This is a genomic window from Pseudomonas sp. H3_D04 (assembly GCF_054669175.1).
The window spans coordinates 4,226,764-4,245,257 of the sequence record NZ_CP162801.1; the positions used below are offsets into that span (position 1 = coordinate 4,226,764).

The window sequence follows — 18,494 nt, forward strand, 5'->3', positions numbered from 1 at the left end:
AACGACTGCGCTGTTACAACTTTGAACAACTGCCTACAGCGCGTAACCCGCCAAAAACAACGATGGGAGCGAGCTGTGGCGAGGGGATTGATCCTCTCGCCACGGCTTGCTCCCATGGGGTTTTGTCTTGGTGTGTGCGGTTACGCCGTCGGCAAGCTCGGTGCCAGCACCGCCTGGCGCTTGCGTTGAGTCAGGAAGTACGCGGCGTAGCACACCGCGATAAACCCGAAGCCCCAATACAGCGAAGGGCGCTGCGTTTCATCCAATGCCAGGAACACGAACAGCGAACAGCACAACGCAATGCATGTCAGCGGCAACAGCGGGAACCACGGCGCGCGGTATTTCAAGTCGCTGAGCTTGCCGCCATCGCGCAGATAAGCCTTGCGGAATTTGTACTGCGCCAGCGCGATCACGATCCAGGTCACCGTGCCCGACATGCCGCTCACCGCCATCAACACCATGAACAGCGTGTCCGCCGCGACGAAGCTGGTCATCAACGACACCAGCGCGAAGCACAAGGTGATGCTCAGCGCCCGCAACGGCACGCCGCGCTTGCTCAACGGCGACAGGCTTTTCGGCGCCATGCCGGTCTTGGACATCGCCCACAGAATGCGCGTAGAGGCATACAGGCCCGAGTTACCCACCGACAGAATCGCCGTAAGAATCACAAAGTTCATCAAGTCAGCCGCATAAGGAATGCCGACCATGTCGAACACTTGCACGAACGGACTTTCCATCAACCCGGCCTGCTGCCACGGCACGATTGCCGACAGCACCACGATCGCCAGCACATAGAAAATCAACACGCGAAACACCACGTTGCGCACAGCACGCGGGATGCTTTTTTCCGGCTGATCGGTTTCGCCGGCGGCCACGCCCATGATCTCGCAGCCCTGGAAGGCGTAGACCACAGTCATCATCACTGCGAACACCGCCGACAAACCGTTGGGGAACAGCGAGTCGCCGATCAGGTTGGTCATCATCGGTGCCGGTGCGCCGCTGGTCAGTGGGATCGCGCCGAAAATCACCAGCACGCCGACCACAATAAACCCGAGGATCGCCGCGACCTTGATCCCGGAAAACCAGTATTCCGCTTCACCAAAAGCGCGTGTGGCCAACGCATTCAGGCCGAACAGCACCACCACGAACAGCGCCGACCAGTACCAGATCGGAATGGTTGGAAACCAGCGTTCCATCAGCATGCCTGCCGCCGTGAACTCCAGGCCCACGGTGGTCGCCCAACTCATCCAGTACACCCAGCCGATCATGAAGCCGGTAGCCGGCCCGATGAACTTGGTCGCGTGGGTTTGAAACGACCCGGACACCGGCATTTGCACGGACAATTCGCCCAGGCAAACCATCACCAGGTACATCAGGAAACCGGCGACGAGGTAAGCGAGAATTGCCCCCACCGGCCCGCCCTGATTGATCGTCACTCCGGAGCCCATAAACAACCCCGTGCCGATCACGCCCCCCAGTGACAACATGAAAATGTGTCGGCTTTTTAAAGCGCGGGTCAGGTGGATGCCATTACGTTCGATAGATTCGCTCATGTCCGCACCCCATCAGCAAGGTGCGCGTGGCGCGAGGAGGGATCAGCTTTACGGCGGTTCATTATTATTATCTCCAATAAGCTTCGAAGACCGCGCTGTGGCGGTTATCTCGATTATTGGAAGGCCATGTAAGCTCCCGTTGACCTTAACGCTCGAAGTTGTAAAAAGTCGTAACGAACTTGTATGTCAGGGGTGTAGCAGGTCGGTCAGCGTCTGTTGCGAATGCTGCAAGTGCGCGTGAACCTGCGGTGCCAATATCCGCAACCTTGATTCGTCGTTGACCAGCGCAGCCTCTTCCAGCGCGCGCAGCACAGTGGCCAATGCACGAAAGCCCAATGAATCGCTGCTGCCGGCCAGGCGATGCGCCAGGTGAGCGACTTCGGTGCAATCGTCGGCCTCGATCGCTTCCGTGAGCGCTTCGCGATGCAGGCTGATCGAATCGCGCAACACCGCCAGCAATCCCTGGAGTTTCTGTTCACCGAGCAAGGTGCGGTGGGTGTCCAGCAGCGGCCAATCCATTGCCTCGTCAACAGGCTGCGGCGTGGGTATTGGTGAATGCCCGGCCAGGGCCTGACGCAGATTGTCGAGTTTCAGAGGTTTGGCGAGAATGCCGTCCATCCCGGCATCCAGATAACCGCGCACCAGCGCCGGTTGCACACTGGCGGTCAGGGCGAAGATTCGGCATTGGCGGTTCGGGCCTTCGGTGCCGCGAATCAATGTGCACAACTCGACGCCACTGATGCCCGGCAGGTGCACGTCGAGCAGGATCAAATCGAACGTCTGCCCGGCGCATTGCATCAGCGCCTGCTCGCCGTCTTCGGCGAGCCAGACCTGATGCCCGTCCCGTTGCAGCAAGCCGCTGACCACTTCACGGTTCAGCGCCACGTCCTCGACCACCAGAATCTTCAGCGACCTGCCGGGTTCGCTGCTTGACGCCACCTCGGTGGTGCCGGTCGACGGTTGCAACGTCACTTCAAACCAGAAACAGCTGCCCTGCCCGACCTGGCTTTCAACACCGATCTGCCCGCCCAACTGCTCCACCAGATGTTTGCAAATGGCCAATCCGAGACCGGTTCCGCCGAAGCGTTGCGCCACCTCCTCGCTGGCCTGCGTGAAGCGCTCGAAAATCTTATCCTGCACCGCCGGCGCAATGCCGATGCCGTTGTCCGTCACGCTCAGGCGCAGCCGTTGCCCGGTCTGTTGCGGGTTGGGAGCCAGCAGCACGACCTCGACTCTGACCTCTCCACCTTCGGTGAACTTGATCGCGTTGGCCAGCAAGTTGCTCAATACCTGACGCAAGAATTGTTCGGCGCCATGGTGCCGGTCGGCGACCTGCGGATCCATCCGGCAGTGCAGCGTCGTGTCGTTGCTCAGCGCGCGCGGTTCCAGCAGCGTCAGCACCTCGTCGAGCAACCGCCGGAGGGAAAAGTCGACCGGTTCCGGGTGGCTGACGCCCTCCTCCAATCGAGCGAAATACAGCACTTCATTGAGAATCGACAACAACCCTTCGCCCGCCTTGTACAACGCATCCAGACGTTTGCCGTTGCGCTCATCCAAGTGGGCGTCACGCAGCAATTCGGCCATGCCAAGGATGCCGTTGAGCGGCGTGCGCAGTTCGTGGCTCATGGTCGCCAGGAACCGTGATTTCGCAAGGTTGGCCGCTTCGGCTTCATCCTTGGCACGCATCAGGCTGGCGGTGCGGCGCTCGACCCTTCGCAGCAGTTCATCGCGGTTGTCTTGCAGGGCCAGTCGATCGGTTTCCCGGCGGTCAATGTCACTGAGGATTGCCCGGCGCATGTCGTCCAGCGCATGGGCCACGGTGTCGATTTCGTCCTCGTCGGCGCCACGGCGCTTGTCCAGCTGCAAGGGGTCGTGCCAGTCACCGGCGGCAACGCGCCTGGCGAACTCGGCCATGACTTGCAGGTGCCGCGTGACCAAGCGGTAAAACAGCCCCGATAGCGCCACCGCCAGCCCGCATAAGAACATGCTCATCCATAACAGGCTGGTCAAACCGGTGGCATACAAACGCTGGTGCACGGCGCCCAGATCGGTGCTGACCTCCAACTGGCCCAGATGCCGCAACGGCCCGGACGGCGGTTGATAGTCCAATTGAAAACGCTCAATGCGCAACGGCCCTATCGGCTCCGCGTTGCCATGCAGCAGATCGAAATCAGGGCTGATCAGATGCACCCGTGCCACGTCGGAAAAATCCACCAGGCCGCGTAACTGCACATTCAATTGTTCCTGGTTCAAGTCCCAGAGACTGCGCTCCAGACTGGCCAGATACCCGGCGCGAATCAGCTCCATGCGCGAATCGATCTCGCGCATCTCGCGGCGGTATTCGAAGTACAACTGCACGGTGCTCGCCAGGACGGTGAAGCACAGGCTGAACAACAGAATGAACAACAGCAGACGCCGCAACAGCCCCCCGGGCCGTGCGCCGATCATTTCGAATTCGCCGGCAGGTTGATCATGTCACGGTACGTGACTTCGCTTTCGTCAAGCAAACGCTCGACCTCCCCGGCATCGACCATGCGTTTGAGTTGCGCATCGATGTCCGGCATGCGGCTGGCCAGTGGTGAACGGCGTGATACCGCAATCCGCAGGTAGTCAACGCTCAAGGAGGTCGGCAAGGCGACGATGTCTTGTGCGCCCGGCAGGTTCTCGACGTAAAGCTCGCCGGTGCGTCGCTCCGAGGTGATGAAGTCGATGCGCCCGCGAATCAGTTTTCCGAAGTTCTGGTGGCTGTCAGAGACCCACTCGATGTTTTGGTGCTGTGCGACCAAGCGGTCGAATTCCACGCCATAACTTTCACCGAACAGCAGCCCGCCACGGTAATGGGCCAGGTCCTCCAGACGCTCGAATTTCACCGGACGCTGGCGGTTGATGAACAGTGCGACCTCTTCACGCAACACCGGCACCGTGGAAAACATCATGCTCTGCTCGCGTTGTGCGGTGCTGTAGGCCAACACCACATCGACCCGGCCTTCAGCGGCGTCGAGCAAGCAGCGCTTCCAGTTGCCGAGCACGATGATGTCGACTTCATAGCCGAGTTTCTCGAAGAGGTTTTTCACCACGCTCGGGGCCAGGCCGCGCACCTGCTTGCCGTCACTCCAGGAGATCGGCGGGTAGACCGGATAGTCGCAATAGCGAATCTTTTCCGCCGCCATTGTGCTGTGGGCGACCACCCCCAGCAGCAGCGCAAACAGCCGCCACATAAGAGTCAGGCCGCTACGCTGGCGGTGAACAGGTAACCGGCACCGTGGATGGTAATGATCAACTGCGGCTCGGCCGGGTCGTCGTGCAACTTGCGCCGCAAACGTCCGACCAGCACGTCGATGGAACGATCATTGGGCACCCACTCGCGGTTGCGGATCTGGTCCATCAACTGATCGCGGCTCAAGGTATGGCCGCTGTTGCGCAGGAACACGCTGAGCAGCTGGTATTCGCCGTGGGTCAGCAGGGTTTCGCTGCCAGTGGCGTCGATCAGCCGTCGGCGATCGGTGTCCAGCGCCCAGTCGGCGAATTGCTTGACCGGTTTTGCAATGGCCGCCACCGGCTGGGGCGCCTGCGCGTGGCGAACCCGGCGTATCAGGTTTTTCGCCCGGGACACCAGCTCGCGTGGGTTGAGGGGTTTGATCACGTAGTCGTCGGCGCCGCATTCGAGGCCGACGATGCGATCGATTTCATCGTTGCGCCCGGTGATCAGAATGATCCCGACTTCCGAACGGACCCGCAGCTCCCGGGTCAGGGTCAGCCCGTCCTTGCCCGGCAAGCGGATATCGAGCATCACCAGATCCACCGTCTGGCTCGCCAGAAAGGTTTCGGCCAGCTCCGCGGTGGCGGCGCAATGCACGTCATAACCTTCCTGGGACAGGTAGGCATGCAGCAGTTCGCGAATCAGCGGATCGTCATCGACGATCAGTACCCGAGGAGTCATCGCTAGGTGTCCCGCGTATGCCCGAAGGCGTGTTTCTTATTAGAGTGTTTTGTTGCCTTGGCGCCAGAGAGTATCGGCAGCTGAACGACCGATCAACAGCCCGTCGTCTGAACGCAAAACCGTTGACGACCGCCGGCCTGCAAGCCGTCGACCCAGGCTTCGCAAATCTGAATGCCTTGCTCCGGGGTAAAGGTGCCCGGGTTGAGTCCCGACTCCAGCCACAAACCATCAAGCAACGCGCTAAGGCTGATGGCGGCCAGGTCGGCATCGAAGTGTTCCCAGCCCTCCTCCTGCGCCAATTCGGTCAGGACTTTACGCAAGATGCCGCGATACTCGCCGTAGGAATGCTCGTGCGCGAGGTTGATTGATTCCGCCGTGCGTACAGCCCCCCAGAATGCCAGCCAGGCATCAATCAATTGCGGGTCGAGCAATTCGGCTGAAAACGAGCCGCGAAAAAACGCCGACAAGCGTTCCCGAGCGCTGGGTGCCGCGTGTTCCATGGCGTCGCGCAGCAACCCCATGACCCTGCCAGTAATCGCCCGGTAGGCCTCGGCCACCAATTCGTCCTTGCCGGAATAATGATGGCTGATCAACCCGACCGAGACGCCGGCCTCGGCGGAAATCTTGCGGATCGATGCGCCCTGAAAGCCGTGGCGCTTGAGGCAAACCAGCGTGGCTTCGATCAGGTTGGCCTTGCGCAACTCCGGCTCCATGCGGGAAAAACGGGCTTCCTGACTCATGCGCGACACTCTCCGTGGATCAATCATTAGGGCGCGGCGGTGAAAGCCGCGGGCTGAACGACTGTACAGCAAGAGCGTGGCAAGTCTCCAGTCAGTCGCGATAACCCGGCGCCACCCGCTCAAGCAATCGCAACAGCGCGGCCCAGGCCAACTGCATGGCATCCGGGTCGCTCAACTCCCCTTCGTCCAGCGGCCGGCCAGGATCATTGAACTGACGTTCGGTGTGTTCGCACACCTCGCTCGGCGGCAAGACCAACTCACCGGCAGCTTGCGCAGCGAGCTGGATTTCACAGGCTTTTTCCAGGTAGTACATGCGCAAGAAGGCCTGCCCCACGGTCTGGCCAACGGTCAACAAACCGTGATTACGCAACATCAGCACCGGCTTGTCGCCAAGGTCCTGCACCAGACGCTGCTGCTCGCTCATGTCCAGCGCCACGCCTTCATAGTCGTGATAGGCCACCCGCCCGTAGAACTCCATGGAGATCTGATTCACCGGCAACAACCCGCACTTCAACGCCGCGACCGCGCAGCCGGATCGGGTGTGGGTGTGCAGCACGCACTGCGCATCGTCACGGGCACCATGAATGGCGCTGTGAATCACAAAACCTGCCGGATTCACGGGATACGGCGACGGCTCCACGGCCCGGCCATCAAGGCCGATCTTCACCAGATTCGACGCGGTGATCTCATCGAACATCAGCCCGTATGGATTGATCAGGAAGTGATGCTCAGGCCCCGGCAGTCGCACCGAGATGTGGGTAAAAATCAGATCGGTCATGCGAAAGTGCGCGATCAATCGATAACAGGCGGCCAGTTCCTCGCGCAGATGCTGTTCCGTCGTGCTGCGCAGCGGGTGGGCGATCTCGTTCATTGTTGCGGTTCTCCAGGGTAATCGACTGCGCAAAACAGTAAGGCCGGACGCGGTGAAACGTCCAGCCGCCAGCGGCTACTTGCTGGCCCAGGCATTAAAACGCTCTTCGAGTTCTTCGCCGTGATCGACCCAGAACGCCACGTCCATCGACAGCGCGCCTTTCAGGTTTTGCGGCGCCGTGGGTACCCATTGCGCGAGTTTGCCGTCGAGTCTGGCTGCCGCTTGCGTATTGGTCGGGCCGTAAGGGATCTGCTCGACATACTTGACCTGCGCGTCCGGCTGATTGGCGAACGCGATAAAGCGCTTGGCCTGATCGACATGTTTCGAGCCTTTGATGATCGCCCAGTAATCCATGCCATACAGACTGCCCGGCCACACCAGCCCCAGGTGACTGCCGTTTTGCGCGGCTGCGGCCACACGTCCGCTGTACGTCGAGGTCATCACCACATCCCCGGCCGTCAGCCATTGCGCCGGTTGCGCGCCGGCTTCCCACCACTGGATGTAGGGTTTGAGCTCGGTGAGCTTGGCGAAGGCCCGGTCGACACCTTGCGGCGTGTTCAACACTGAATAAACGTCTTCGACTTTCACGCCGTCGGCCAGCAACGCGAACTCCAGGTTGTACACAGCACGCTTGCGCAGCCCGCGTTTGCCGGGGGTTTTCTGCACATCCCAGAAGTCGGCCCACGACGTCGGAGCCTGCGCCAGCTTCTGCGTGTCGTAGGCAATCGCCACGCTCCACACCAGCGCTGCCGAACCGCACGGCTGCGCGGCGTCGGGAATCAATTGTTCGACGCGACCGAGGGTTTTCCAGTCGAGTTTTTCATACATTCCTTCATCGCAACCGCGCATCAGGTCGGGGCCTTCTATCTGCACCACGTCCCAATCGGCGTTGCCGGTGTCGACCATCACTTTGATCCGGGCCATCTCACCGTTGTATTCGCTTTGAATCAGCTTGCTGCGATCCGCAATGCTGAACGGCTGGAAGAACGCCACATCCTGGGCTTTCTGGCCGGCGCCGCCGTAACCCACCACCACCATGTCCGGTGCTGCCTGAGCGCTGCCAAGGCTGACGGCCAAGGACAGCATCAAGGGATAAAAACCGTGCTTGAGCGTATTCGATTTCATCAGTGGTTCCTCTTGCCGGTGCCACTCGACTCAACGTCGACGTGACCCTTTTTTATTGTTGTGAGGTTCGCCCCAGGTGCGGGCGCCAAACGAATCTACTGCGAGGCACAGTAAAAAAACAAGTTGATTTTTTACTACAGGTAAATTTCTATAGGCAAATAATAACAACACCGAAAAGCCGGCCTTTCGGCTGCAGCCTGCCTGGAGTAACCGTCCCATGCCGACCTCGTCCCCCGCTTTTGCACACCTGTTCGAACCCTTGCAGCTGCGTGGCAAACGCCTGAAAAACCGCATCATGTCCAGCGGTCACGACACCTCGATGCCCACCGACAACCTGGTCAACGAGCAACTGATCGCTTACCACACCGCTCGGGCCGAAGGTGGCGTCGGGCTGATCGTGTTGCAAGTGGCCGGGGTGCATGACAGCGCGCGGTACACCTCCCATGTGCTGATGGCCACTGACGACGCTTGCATCGAGGGCTATCGGACGATCGCTGAACGTTGCCATGCGCACGGCACCGTGGTGCTGTCGCAGATCTTCCATCCAGGTCGGGAAATCATGGAGTCCAGCGATGGCTTGCTGGCCGTCGCCTACTCGCCGTCAGCGGTGCCCAACGAGCGTTTCCGGGTGATGCCGCGTGCGCTGGATCAAGCGATGATCGACGAGATCGTCGCCGGTTACGGTGCCGCTGCCCGACGTCTGTACCAGGCCGGAATCGACGGTGTGGAAGTGGTCGCCAGCCATGGCTACCTGCCGGCGCAATTCCTCAACCCCAGGGTCAACCGTCGCACCGATGGCTATAACGGCGAGCTGGAACAGCGGTTGCGTTTCCTGCGTGAAGTGATCGCGGCGGTGCGCGCCAACACCGATGAACACTTCATCGTCGGCCTGCGCATTTCCGCCGATGAACGCGATCCCGAGGGGCTGACCGAGGACGAATCCCTGGCCGCCGTGCAATCCCTGCAACCGATTCTGGACTACGTGCACATCGTCGCCGGCACCTCGGCGTCTTTAGGCGGCGCCGTGCACATCGTGCCGCCGATGGCGATCGAAGCCGCGTACCTGGCCAAGGAAGCCGGAACGTTCAAGTCCGGGTTGTCGATTCCACTGTTCGTCACCGGGCGCATCAACCAGCCGCAAGAAGCCGAATTGATTCTGGCCCGCGGCCAAGCCGACGTCTGCGGCATGACCCGCGCCCTGATCTGCGACCCGCAAATGCCCAACAAAACTGACACTGGCCATGTCGAAGACGTGCGCGCCTGCATCGCCTGCAACCAGGCCTGCATCGGCCACTTCCACAAAGGCCTGCCGATTTCCTGCATCCAGCACCCGGAAACCGGGCGTGAACTGATCTTCGGCCAGCGACAACCAGCCGCCCAACGCAAGCGCATCATGATCGCCGGCGGCGGACCGGCCGGGATGAAAGCCGCCGCCGTGGCCGCCCAGCGCGGCCATGACGTGACCCTCTACGAAGCCAGCTCGCAACTCGGCGGCCAGGTCTTGCTGGCGCAACTGCTGCCCCGGCGTGCCGAATTCGGCGGCGCCAGCACCAACCTGCAACGCGAAATGGAACTGGCCGGGGTGCGCGTTGTGCGCAATACCCGCGTGGACCGGACGCTGGTCGAACGCGAGCGGCCGGACATGGTAATCGTTGCTACCGGCGCCGAACCGTATTGGCCGGACTTCGAGCGAGGCGGCGAATTGCAGGTCGTAGACGCCTGGCAAGTGCTGCGCGAGGAGGTGCAAATCGGTCGTTCCGTGGTGGTCGTCGATTGGCGCGCCGACTGGATCGGACCCGGCATCGCCGAACGTCTGGTACGCGCCGGGCACCAGGTGCAACTCGCCGTCAACGGCACCCATTGCGGAGAAAACCTGCCGCTGTACGTGCGCGATCAACTGGCCGGCGAACTGCACAAACTCGGCATCCCGATCACCCCCTACGCCCGCCTCTACGGCTGCGACGACAACACCGTCTACCTGCAACACACCGCCAGCGGCGAACCGATGCTCTTCGAAAACATCGACACACTGGTGCTCTGCCAGGGCCATCAACCCGTCGATACCCTCGGCGCCGAACTGCAAGGCCTGGTGGAATTTCGTCGCATCGGCGACTGCCTCGCCCCGCGCACTGCCGAAGAAGCCATCTACGAAGGTTTGAAAGTCGCCTGGGCGCTTTGAGGCTGTTTTATACTCCGGGGCTTTTACACACCCCGGTTTGGAGCACGCCATGAGCAACAGCAGCAAGATGCCGCCTGCCAGCAGCGCGCCCACACAGGACAGCGCCACGGCAGAACCGCATTTTCTCGGCACACGGATTCGTGGGTTGCGTAAACGTCGGGGCATGACCCTGGCGGAACTGGCGCAGATGAGCGAGCTGACGGCGGGGTATATCAGCCAGCTGGAACGGAATCTGGCTTATCCGTCGATTCCTGCGCTGTTCAATATCGCCCGCAGTTTGGGTGTGACCATTCAGTGGTTCTTTGCCAGCGAGGGCACTACAGCGCCTGAAGATAACGGCGTTGTGGTGCGCAAGAACACTCGGATGAGCGTGCATTATGAGGACGGGATTGTGGATCAGCTGCTGACGCCGCAGCCAAATCGGCAGTTGGAAATGCTGCACTCACGGTTTCCACCCGGGACTTACAGTCAGCAGAGTTACAGCCATGAAGGGGAAGAGGCTGGGTATTTGCTGTCGGGGAGTTTTGAGCTGTGGGTGGGCGAGCGTTATTTCCAGCTGAATGAAGGGGACAGTTTCAGCTTTTCGAGCCAGGAGCCGCATCGGTATGGCAATCCTGGTGAGGTGGACGCCGTGGTGATCTGGGTGATTACGCCGCCTTCGTTTTGAGGGGCTGGCGACCTCAGAGCGCAGACAAAATCAGGGTGTCGGCAAATTGCACGAAAAAACCGGCGTTTAGCCGGTTTTTCTTTTTACTCGCTCATTTACAACCAACCGAACCCTTTTCCCATCATGGCTGCCAAGCCCAGCGCCGTGGTGATCAACGCGCCGAACAGTAAACGAAAATCCGTTCGAGCGTCTTTGCGGTGCTCCCGAAAATCCGTTCGAGCCTCTTGACGGTGCTCACGAAACTCCACGCGAAGGTCACCAATGTCACGTCGGACGTATTCGATATGCGTCTCAAGTTTAGATACTCGCGGTTCCAATGGGTTTTCTCCTGGAGGACCTGATGGTCTTCGTCCATTCTCGTCAGTGCCACTTCTTTTGTTGCTCGGGAAGCGGTCGGGGTAATGCTCATCAAGGTTTACCAGCACAAAAGGTTCACTCATCGCAGACCTCCAGCGCTACGGTTTTGCTGCTGTCTTCGACGACGATATCTGCCAGCACATTGAGCGAATGCAGGCGAATAAATCCGCAGTACTTGCAATTAAGCATCACCGCCGGCGTGCCGGAGCGGAAATACTCTTTGCCACACGCCCAAGGCAACCCTACACCCGTCGCCCCGGCCTGGAGTGGTAACTCCCACTCATCATGCTCACAGAACGGGCACCCGGTATTCTTTATTCGCGCTTTGAAAATGTTGGCCAACCGCCCGGTATCCAGATGAAGATCCCCAGGCATTGGCTTGCCTCGTGACACCTCGGTCTGATCATTACTCTGAAAACCATCTTCACTGCTGCTGTACATCGCTACCTCCTCCTTGAGGGAATAAATCATCGATTAACCGATCAACCAGAAGATGGTGCGTAACGTCCAGCCACCTGCTCGACCGCGAAGTCATTACGGATGCCTTCGCTGAAAAACGAATATACCTTCGATCAATCTCGGACGTATCCGCGTGCGAAGTAGGACGATTCTCTCGTTTGTGTCAGCCCGGAATTACGCCTGTGAGATCCGTCCACGGGCTCTTGCGAAAGCTGCCAGCGCAAGGTCACAGGTTTCTCTGATGAGTGGGGTCTTCGGTTGAAAAGGTCAGTGGCCGTTCCGGCATTGCACCGGCATCGTCTTCAGGTTCTGCTTGAGGTCTGGAAATGATCGGGGCCACCAGTCGCAACACACCCCTCTCAATCAATGAGAGAAGTCCAAAAGCAATGAAGCCAAAAATCAGCCCGACAACCAAAATGCTCAATGGATGAATTTGCACGGCGTCGGAGCTGTCCAGCATGTAGAGAAAAGCCTGAACAGCGACGGCCACACAGGCCGCCGAGGCTGCAATCAGCTTGATAATCAACCAAAGCCGCCGCCATCTGTTCATGCTCTTCCCCGCTATCCGGTGATTTCGCTCTTTATTGCATGATAGCTAATGCGCGGGATGCGCCTTTTTTTCTCGCTTGGTAGGGCTTCGCTTCTTTGTCAGAGTGGGGTCGGTACCAGAATATCCGGGTGACTCTCGCTGAAGTTGTAGGCAAACTCCGAGAGTTGCGTAAGGAAGCGCGTTACTGTGCATTTCAGCAAGCTACCGCCTTGTTGCCCCTATCTTTGTCGGGATACTCTCCAGACGTCGCTGCACATTCAGCGATCGGGCGTGAGACCCCGGGGACAATCAAGGCGCAAAGCGCCACAGAACCTATGCGGCGTTTTTTTTCGTCAGCGAATCGGTTTTATGGCGGCTGTGCGTGGGAGGCTTTCGGGCCTACCGGTTACCTTGATTGCCGGGTCTCACACCACGCACGGCTGCCACCCCGCTTTTGAGACAGCGAAGTGGCAGTTCTTCTAATCAAGGGAACTGATAATGAACAAGCTAAATCCATTCGAAATAAAGCCTCTCACGCACCTGCCTTCTGCGCGGTGCTGTTCGTCACCTATTCACCTTTGCGTCTATGGAGGTGATCAATGAGCGAACCAACAGAAGCAAAAACCATCGGCTTCACCCCCATCTACTGCTCAGGAAAAGCGATGTTCCACGTCAGCGCTGGAGTGCCTGTGAGTGATGCATTGGCACAGGCCTCTGATTTTCTGTTCCTGGCCAAGGCGTTCACGGAAGACGCCGCCTACGTAAGAGACACCGACCGTCATGCCTGGGCCGCGCACTATTTAACGGCGATGGGTAAAGCGCTGCTTGATGATGTGGTGAAGGCGGTAACACCCAGACCGGCTCGGAAGGACAAGAAAGCCGCAAAATAACGGCCAGCCTTTCTGATAGGTGCCCTGGACATTCGGGGTATCAGACCGCCATGGGGGGTGATGTTAGTCACTTTCCCATGGCGCCTATGATGCCACCCACTCGCTGACTGAGTACCACGGCTTGGGGTGATTGCTTTTTCACTGGAGAGATATAGAATCTATATCACCTTCTAGATTGAAGGATAGTCAGAGCTCGGACGCTCTACCAAGAAACATACGCTTTGGAGTACCCCATGACCCTCACCACTGAAAAATCTGAAAGCTTTCTGCTGCGATTACGCAAACAGGACACGCCAACAGGGGTAAGCATCTCGACAATCGAGTTGCTTATGAATCAGACCGGTTTGAGTAAAACCGAAGTCGCCCACCTCGCCTTGAGGCAATTTGCTGACCGCTATTTGCCCAAGTACGAGCTAGACGATGGACCTCTAACCCCGGCTCAAGTCTCCGCAATTCGTGCAGCTAGCCCTGCTACGGACCTTCCGGAGGAGCGCGTTACTAAAAGGCTCTATTGAAAAATGACCACACCTTTTCGCCCACTGCCTGCACCAGGCGACTTTGTCTGGTGTCATTTCCCTGAAGTCATCGGGAACCCAGGCCCCAAAGCTCGCCCCGCATTGGTAGTCGCTGTTTTCGAAGATGACCATGCGGTAAGAATTGCCTATGGCACTACGCGAAAAACAGAAAAACTGTACCCAGGCGAATTTGTTTTAGACCCTTCGGACGCTGGCTTTGCATTGAGCGGTCTGGCCCAGCGCACGAAGTTCGACTTGAACAACGAAGTCCAAGTCTATTTTGATTCCGATTGGTTTGCTCCGAATCAAAGCGTCTATGCCTCCACGCCTCTGCCCAAAATGGGGCGATTAGACATTGAGTATTATCCTGTCGTACAGAAGGCAGCGGAAGCGAAAGCCAAGCGCATAAAAAAGTAATATTGAGTGTTTAACAAGCCGAAGTCAGGCCGACTTTTTTAATTCTGTCGCGCTTTATTTTTCACAATAGTCATGTTCGAACTCACAATACTTCATACAAAAACCCGGCGCTGGCCGGGTTTCTTATAGCTGATCGCAACGGTCAACATGTGGCGCTCCCGCATTGGGTAGTCATCATCGTTCCGTTGCTGACGCTCTTCTTGATGGCGATTTTGGTGTGGTCGCTGAATTCGGCTGGAAGGAAATTGATAGCTGCTGAAACGAAGGTTGTGGAGCTGCAAACCCCCTCAATGCCCCCCCTTAATGACCATCAAGAATTGGTCCTTACAGCTATCGCTCAATACGATACCGCTGGCAACGACTGCAACGTCAATGAGCTTCCGCACCCTACAGGCGTTACGCTTTTGCAGGTAAACGGAGCAATTGATGTGCTTGAGCAGAGAAAGCTAATCTCGAACTACTACGCAAGTTCCGGGAAATTCGTTTCCTTGAGTGCTGCTGGCCGTGCATACGTTCTTGATCCAGATTACTCACCGCCTCTGTTGCCATTTTTGCCGGTGTTTCAGCCGCAGCCTTATGGACGGATTTAGAAAAAGATTGCGACCTGGGCATTATGGGCAAGATCACGCCGTTGAACCTGATCTTCGAAATTGAATTGCTGGAAGTGCTGACGCGGGGTTTGCGATTTCGTCTGGAGAATGCCATGTCACTTGCACGGGTAAGCATCTTGGATGGCAAACATCGCTAAAGTGGCGCCATCAGTGTCCCTGAGTTCGGTAGTCTGCAAGTAATCGACTACTGCCTGTACTGCCTCGCCTAGTGTTACAGACCTTTCAGGAAAGCATGTTTTAAACTCGTTCGGAAGGTGGCCATTCAAGCTCTGCATTGTTTTCAGAACCCCTTCAACGAGCCCTACGCACATTCCTTCAGCGACAGTTGGGCCACCCTTGATTTCGCCGCCAGTAACATAAGGAAGCACGCCTTGGCACTGTGCGAGCAGAGCATTCCCGCCAGTGAAGCCAGCGACGACCGATCCGCTACAGAAAATCCCAACCCATGCCACCACTAATAGTGTTTTCAAGCTGCGCGTCCTTGAGGCGTGTTCAGGCCGACTTCCGCCCCGGCCATTATTTCTGCTAGCGAGATTCGGAGTAGTTCGGATGCAAGGTCTCTCCGGGCGGCGGTGGTTTTCGCCATAAAGTCACCTTCTTATCGCTTTTCGGCTTCACGCTGCATTTGGATCGTTTCGAAAATCAGAAGGCCATACTCAATGAGGTTCCTGAAGAACCCAAGCATCGGGTCATGGAACGTACCTAACGGCTTATCCGATTTAGGCTCTGCTGGGTATTCCAGCAAGTCCACAATCTGGCTGTGGGCGTGTGGTATGAAGAATGAGTTCACGAACCCCATCACGCTTTTTATGTCCATGCCCGGCAACTCTCGCTGTACCTTGCCTGCGAGAGTACCGGCGTCGCTGTAGTAACCTCCATCGTGCACGATGAAGTGCCTCAACTTCTCGATCAGCACAAGTATCACCCGGTAATTCGCCCCTGTTGGGTTCTCGGATTCATAACGCTCGAAATGCTTCGATGCCCGCCGGAATGCCTGAAGCTGTGCATACGGTTTCCGGTCCTTGGGTGTAGGAAGTTGGTGGTAGTGCTTGATGTCATTGGAACCCTCGTGACTCCAATTGACTGGACGCACCCATATGCTAATCCCAGCAAGGCCACAGTATGCATATGCCCTTTCAAGGAAGTCTTCAAAGGCTTCGTATGCTTCCACAAGCAGCCACTGATAAGTTTTCAATTTCTGAAGCACGTTTAACTCAAGCCGATCCTCCAGAGATAATGGCGGGGAATCATGCGAGAGATCTTCGCCGGTGGATGGCGACCTGAAATGAAAGTAGTGCTTGATCCCGTATTGAGATTCAAGCGCCCAGTCTGGAAGCTGGTCGTGAAACTTCTGGATCGACTGGTGTTGCTCGGTGTATATCTTGTTGACTTGAGCCTTGTGCTGATGCAGCTGCGCCACCTTCGAAACAAACCTGTCGAATTCTTCCCTCAAGTAGTCTTTGATCATCGCTTCATATCCACCCTTACCGTTAGTAGGAGCTTACGCTGGCCGAGATTCGGGTGCCACGGCAGGGTGATAGGGATGCTGCTGGCGAGTGACCCGCTGTGACGTGCATCCACATTGAAAGCTGAACGCGTCCATGTAGGAATGGTGGTAGCACCTTGCCATTCCCCCGACCCCAGCTAACCTTACGGACTTAAATAATGGGCGAAGGGAAACACCAACATGGCAGACGTTACATATCCATGCTATTGGGAGAAGAAAGACAATTCGGGGCAGTGGTACTGGATTTACTACGCCAGTAACGCCAAGGCTATCGCCCGAAGCAGCGAGAGTTACGTGGCTCGCAGCGACTGCACTCACTCAATCCAGATCATGCAGGGCTCGACTGCCTCGCCGATTTTCTACACTGAGTAACGAGCAGGCAGTAGTACAACAGAGTAGTACAATCGGAAAACAAAAAAAGCCCCGTAGACCTTGATCTACGGGGCTTTCATTTGTATGGCGGAGAGATAGGGATTCGAACCCTAGGTACCGGTGAAGGTACAACGGATTTCGAATCCGTCCCATTCGGCCACTCTGGCATCTCTCCAACGGCGCGCATCATAACAACACTTTCGCCGGAAGCGAACCCCCTAAGCGAAATTTTTCCGTGCTATCAGATGCTTGCGTCGATTAAAGCGGTACGCCCAGACGATTGGCGACTTCTTCGTAGGCTTCGATGACATCACCGAGGCCCTGGCGGAAGCGGTCTTTGTCCATTTTCTTGCCGGTGGCCTTGTCCCACAGGCGGCAGCCGTCCGGGCTGAATTCGTCGCCCAGGACGATAGAACCGTCGGAGAACACGCCGAATTCGAGTTTGAAGTCGACCAGCAGCAGGCCGGCGTCGTCGAACAGCTTGCTCAGGACTTCGTTGACCTTGAGCGACAGTTCTTTCATGCGAACCAGTTGCTCGGCGGTGCCCCAACCGAAGGCCACGACGTGGGATTCGTTGATGAACGGGTCGCCCTTGGCGTCGTCCTTCAGGAACAGTTCGAAGGTGTAAGGGTTGAGCTTCATGCCTTCTTCGACGCCCAGGCGCTTGACCAGGCTGCCGGCGGCGTAGTTACGCACGACGCACTCGACCGGGATCATGTCGAGCTTCTTCACCAGGCATTCGTTATCGCCCAGCAGTTTGTCGAACTGGGTCGGCACGCCGGCGGCTTCGAGTTTCTGCATGATGAAGGCGTTGAACTTGTTGTTCACCATGCCTTTGCGGTCGAGCTGCTCGATGCGCTTGCCGTCGAACGCCGAGGTGTCGTTGCGAAACAGCAGGATCAAGCGGTCAGCGTCGTCGGTCTTGAAAACCGATTTGGCTTTGCCGCGGTAGAGTTCTTCACGTTTTTCCATGATGGGCTCCGCTTGCTAAGTAGGTGGGCTAGGCGATGTGTCGCCAGTCGAGCCCTGAATCTTGATCGGCCAGTTGCAGCCAGTCCGGGTCGCACCCGAGGGTGTCGACAAAACATTGCCGGGCCAGCTGCGGCAGGTTGTTCTTGCTGCTCAGATGGGCCAGGACCAGGTGTTGCAGGCCTTGCCAGCCCAACTCAGACACCAGGAATGCCGCCTGGTGGTTGTTCAGATGTCCCAGTTCACCGCCCACCCGCTGCTTCAGGAAGTACGGGTAGTGACCGCGAGCGAGCATGTCACGGCAATGGTTGGACTCGATCATCAGCGCATCGAGGTCCCGATAGCCGTCCAGCACCTTGTTGCAGTATGAGCCCAGGTCGGTCAACAGGCCGAAGCGCCGCTCACCGTCGCTGAAAACGTACTGCGTCGGTTCCTGTGCATCGTGGGCCACGGCAATGACGTCGATGCTCAGTGCGCCGATCTGCAGTTGCTCGCCGCCAGCCAGAAGGCCAGCCGGTTCAATCGGTTTGCGCATCCCGCGCTGGGTCCCGCGACTGAGGTAGACAGGCAGATTGTAGCGCCGAGACAGCAAACCCACGCCATGCACGTGGTCGGCATGTTCGTGGGTCACGAGTATCGCGCTCAACTGCGCAGGGTTCACACCCAGGCGCAGCAGGCGTTTTTCGGTTTCCCGCAGGGAGAAACCACAATCCACCAGCACATACGTATCAGCGCTGGCTATCAGCGTGCCGTTCCCTTGGCTACCGCTGCCGAGAACGGCAAAACGCATGTG

General features: G+C 58.0%; 21 protein-coding genes and 1 tRNA gene. 7 read left to right on the plus strand and 15 right to left on the minus strand.

The features are described from left to right. Positions 1-140: 140 nt before the first annotated feature. The 7 genes from AB4N91_RS19450 to AB4N91_RS19480 form a co-directional block, all read right to left on the minus strand. Positions 141-1,553: an amino acid permease gene (locus AB4N91_RS19450; protein WP_010462192.1), complete on the minus strand. Its 1,413-nt coding sequence runs from the start codon at positions 1,551-1,553 to the stop codon at positions 141-143. Positions 1,554-1,739: 186 nt separating this feature from the next. After that, positions 1,740-4,001 (minus strand): ATP-binding protein, encoded by a 2,262-nt coding sequence (locus tag AB4N91_RS19455; RefSeq protein WP_460111636.1) that lies wholly within the window; start codon positions 3,999-4,001, stop codon positions 1,740-1,742. Beyond that, positions 3,998-4,771: a substrate-binding periplasmic protein gene (locus AB4N91_RS19460; RefSeq protein ID WP_458369303.1), complete on the minus strand. Its 774-nt coding sequence runs from the start codon at positions 4,769-4,771 to the stop codon at positions 3,998-4,000. The genes AB4N91_RS19455 and AB4N91_RS19460 overlap by 4 nt, the downstream gene beginning before the upstream one ends. Positions 4,772-4,776: 5 nt before the next feature. Beyond that, positions 4,777-5,493 (minus strand): response regulator, encoded by a 717-nt coding sequence (locus AB4N91_RS19465; protein ID WP_010462198.1) that lies wholly within the window; start codon positions 5,491-5,493, stop codon positions 4,777-4,779. Between the two features lie 92 nt (positions 5,494-5,585). After that, complete coding sequence (locus AB4N91_RS19470; RefSeq protein WP_010462200.1) at positions 5,586-6,233, minus strand: TetR family transcriptional regulator C-terminal domain-containing protein; 648 nt, start codon at positions 6,231-6,233, stop codon at positions 5,586-5,588. A gap of 91 nt (positions 6,234-6,324) precedes the next feature. After that, a complete protein-coding gene (locus AB4N91_RS19475) occupies positions 6,325-7,104 on the minus strand; it encodes a class II aldolase/adducin family protein (RefSeq protein WP_083374819.1) in 780 nt (259 codons plus the stop codon). Positions 7,105-7,179: 75 nt separating this feature from the next. Further along, positions 7,180-8,229 (minus strand): ABC transporter substrate-binding protein, encoded by a 1,050-nt coding sequence (locus AB4N91_RS19480; protein WP_077750049.1) that lies wholly within the window; start codon positions 8,227-8,229, stop codon positions 7,180-7,182. Between the two features lie 217 nt (positions 8,230-8,446). On the opposite strand from AB4N91_RS19480, the gene AB4N91_RS19485 reads away from it, so the two are divergent. Together AB4N91_RS19485 and AB4N91_RS19490 are read left to right on the plus strand one after the other, a co-directional pair. Continuing rightward, a complete protein-coding gene (locus AB4N91_RS19485; protein ID WP_460111643.1) occupies positions 8,447-10,408 on the plus strand; it encodes an oxidoreductase in 1,962 nt (653 codons plus the stop codon). Between the two features lie 67 nt (positions 10,409-10,475). Then, positions 10,476-11,075 carry a cupin domain-containing protein gene (locus tag AB4N91_RS19490; RefSeq protein WP_042932918.1) on the plus strand — a complete coding sequence of 200 codons (600 nt, stop codon included), beginning with the start codon at positions 10,476-10,478 and terminating at the stop codon, positions 11,073-11,075. 95 nt (positions 11,076-11,170) lie between these two features. Here AB4N91_RS19490 and AB4N91_RS19495 read toward each other — a convergent pair whose 3' ends face one another. The 3 genes from AB4N91_RS19495 to AB4N91_RS19505 form a co-directional block, all read right to left on the minus strand. Next, positions 11,171-11,515 carry a hypothetical protein gene (locus AB4N91_RS19495; protein ID WP_197678981.1) on the minus strand — a complete coding sequence of 115 codons (345 nt, stop codon included), beginning with the start codon at positions 11,513-11,515 and terminating at the stop codon, positions 11,171-11,173. Beyond that, positions 11,508-11,873: a hypothetical protein gene (locus tag AB4N91_RS19500; RefSeq protein WP_460111647.1), complete on the minus strand. Its 366-nt coding sequence runs from the start codon at positions 11,871-11,873 to the stop codon at positions 11,508-11,510. The genes AB4N91_RS19495 and AB4N91_RS19500 overlap by 8 nt, the downstream gene beginning before the upstream one ends. A 244-nt stretch (positions 11,874-12,117) precedes the next feature. After that, positions 12,118-12,441 carry a hypothetical protein gene (locus AB4N91_RS19505; protein ID WP_460111649.1) on the minus strand — a complete coding sequence of 108 codons (324 nt, stop codon included), beginning with the start codon at positions 12,439-12,441 and terminating at the stop codon, positions 12,118-12,120. A gap of 578 nt (positions 12,442-13,019) precedes the next feature. On the opposite strand from AB4N91_RS19505, the gene AB4N91_RS19510 reads away from it, so the two are divergent. The 4 genes from AB4N91_RS19510 (at position 13,020) to AB4N91_RS19525 (ending at position 14,832) form a co-directional block, all read left to right on the plus strand. Beyond that, positions 13,020-13,310 (plus strand): DUF3077 domain-containing protein, encoded by a 291-nt coding sequence (locus AB4N91_RS19510; RefSeq protein WP_102594117.1) that lies wholly within the window; start codon positions 13,020-13,022, stop codon positions 13,308-13,310. A 233-nt stretch (positions 13,311-13,543) separates the two neighbouring features. Further along, positions 13,544-13,825 (plus strand): hypothetical protein, encoded by a 282-nt coding sequence (locus AB4N91_RS19515; protein ID WP_460111651.1) that lies wholly within the window; start codon positions 13,544-13,546, stop codon positions 13,823-13,825. A gap of 3 nt (positions 13,826-13,828) precedes the next feature. Then, entirely contained in the window at positions 13,829-14,242 is a 414-nt protein-coding gene (locus AB4N91_RS19520) for a hypothetical protein (RefSeq protein ID WP_102594116.1), read from the plus strand. A gap of 149 nt (positions 14,243-14,391) precedes the next feature. Beyond that, positions 14,392-14,832, plus strand: coding sequence for a hypothetical protein (locus AB4N91_RS19525; protein ID WP_460111653.1), 441 nt, complete (start codon positions 14,392-14,394; stop codon positions 14,830-14,832). 116 nt (positions 14,833-14,948) lie between these two features. On the opposite strand, the gene AB4N91_RS19530 is transcribed toward AB4N91_RS19525, so the two are convergent. Together AB4N91_RS19530 and AB4N91_RS19535 are read right to left on the minus strand one after the other, a co-directional pair. Then, complete coding sequence (locus AB4N91_RS19530; RefSeq protein WP_460111656.1) at positions 14,949-15,323, minus strand: Rap1a/Tai family immunity protein; 375 nt, start codon at positions 15,321-15,323, stop codon at positions 14,949-14,951. 128 nt (positions 15,324-15,451) lie between these two features. After that, entirely contained in the window at positions 15,452-16,321 is an 870-nt protein-coding gene (locus tag AB4N91_RS19535; protein WP_200667876.1) for a hypothetical protein, read from the minus strand. 219 nt (positions 16,322-16,540) lie between these two features. Between AB4N91_RS19535 and AB4N91_RS19540 the strand changes: the two genes are divergently transcribed. Continuing rightward, the gene (locus AB4N91_RS19540; protein WP_200667875.1) at positions 16,541-16,732 is read left to right on the plus strand and encodes a DUF1508 domain-containing protein; all 192 of its coding nucleotides are present in this window, start codon (positions 16,541-16,543) and stop codon (positions 16,730-16,732) included. A gap of 85 nt (positions 16,733-16,817) precedes the next feature. Here AB4N91_RS19540 and AB4N91_RS19545 read toward each other — a convergent pair. The 3 genes from AB4N91_RS19545 to AB4N91_RS19555 form a co-directional block, all read right to left on the minus strand. Next, a tRNA-Ser gene (locus AB4N91_RS19545) sits at positions 16,818-16,907 on the minus strand. Positions 16,908-16,990: 83 nt separating this feature from the next. Next, entirely contained in the window at positions 16,991-17,704 is a 714-nt protein-coding gene (gene purC / locus AB4N91_RS19550; protein ID WP_008034929.1) for a phosphoribosylaminoimidazolesuccinocarboxamide synthase, read from the minus strand. A 28-nt stretch (positions 17,705-17,732) separates the two neighbouring features. Further along, a complete protein-coding gene (locus AB4N91_RS19555) occupies positions 17,733-18,491 on the minus strand; it encodes an MBL fold metallo-hydrolase (protein ID WP_102594115.1) in 759 nt (252 codons plus the stop codon). Between the last annotated feature and the right edge of the window lie 3 nt (positions 18,492-18,494).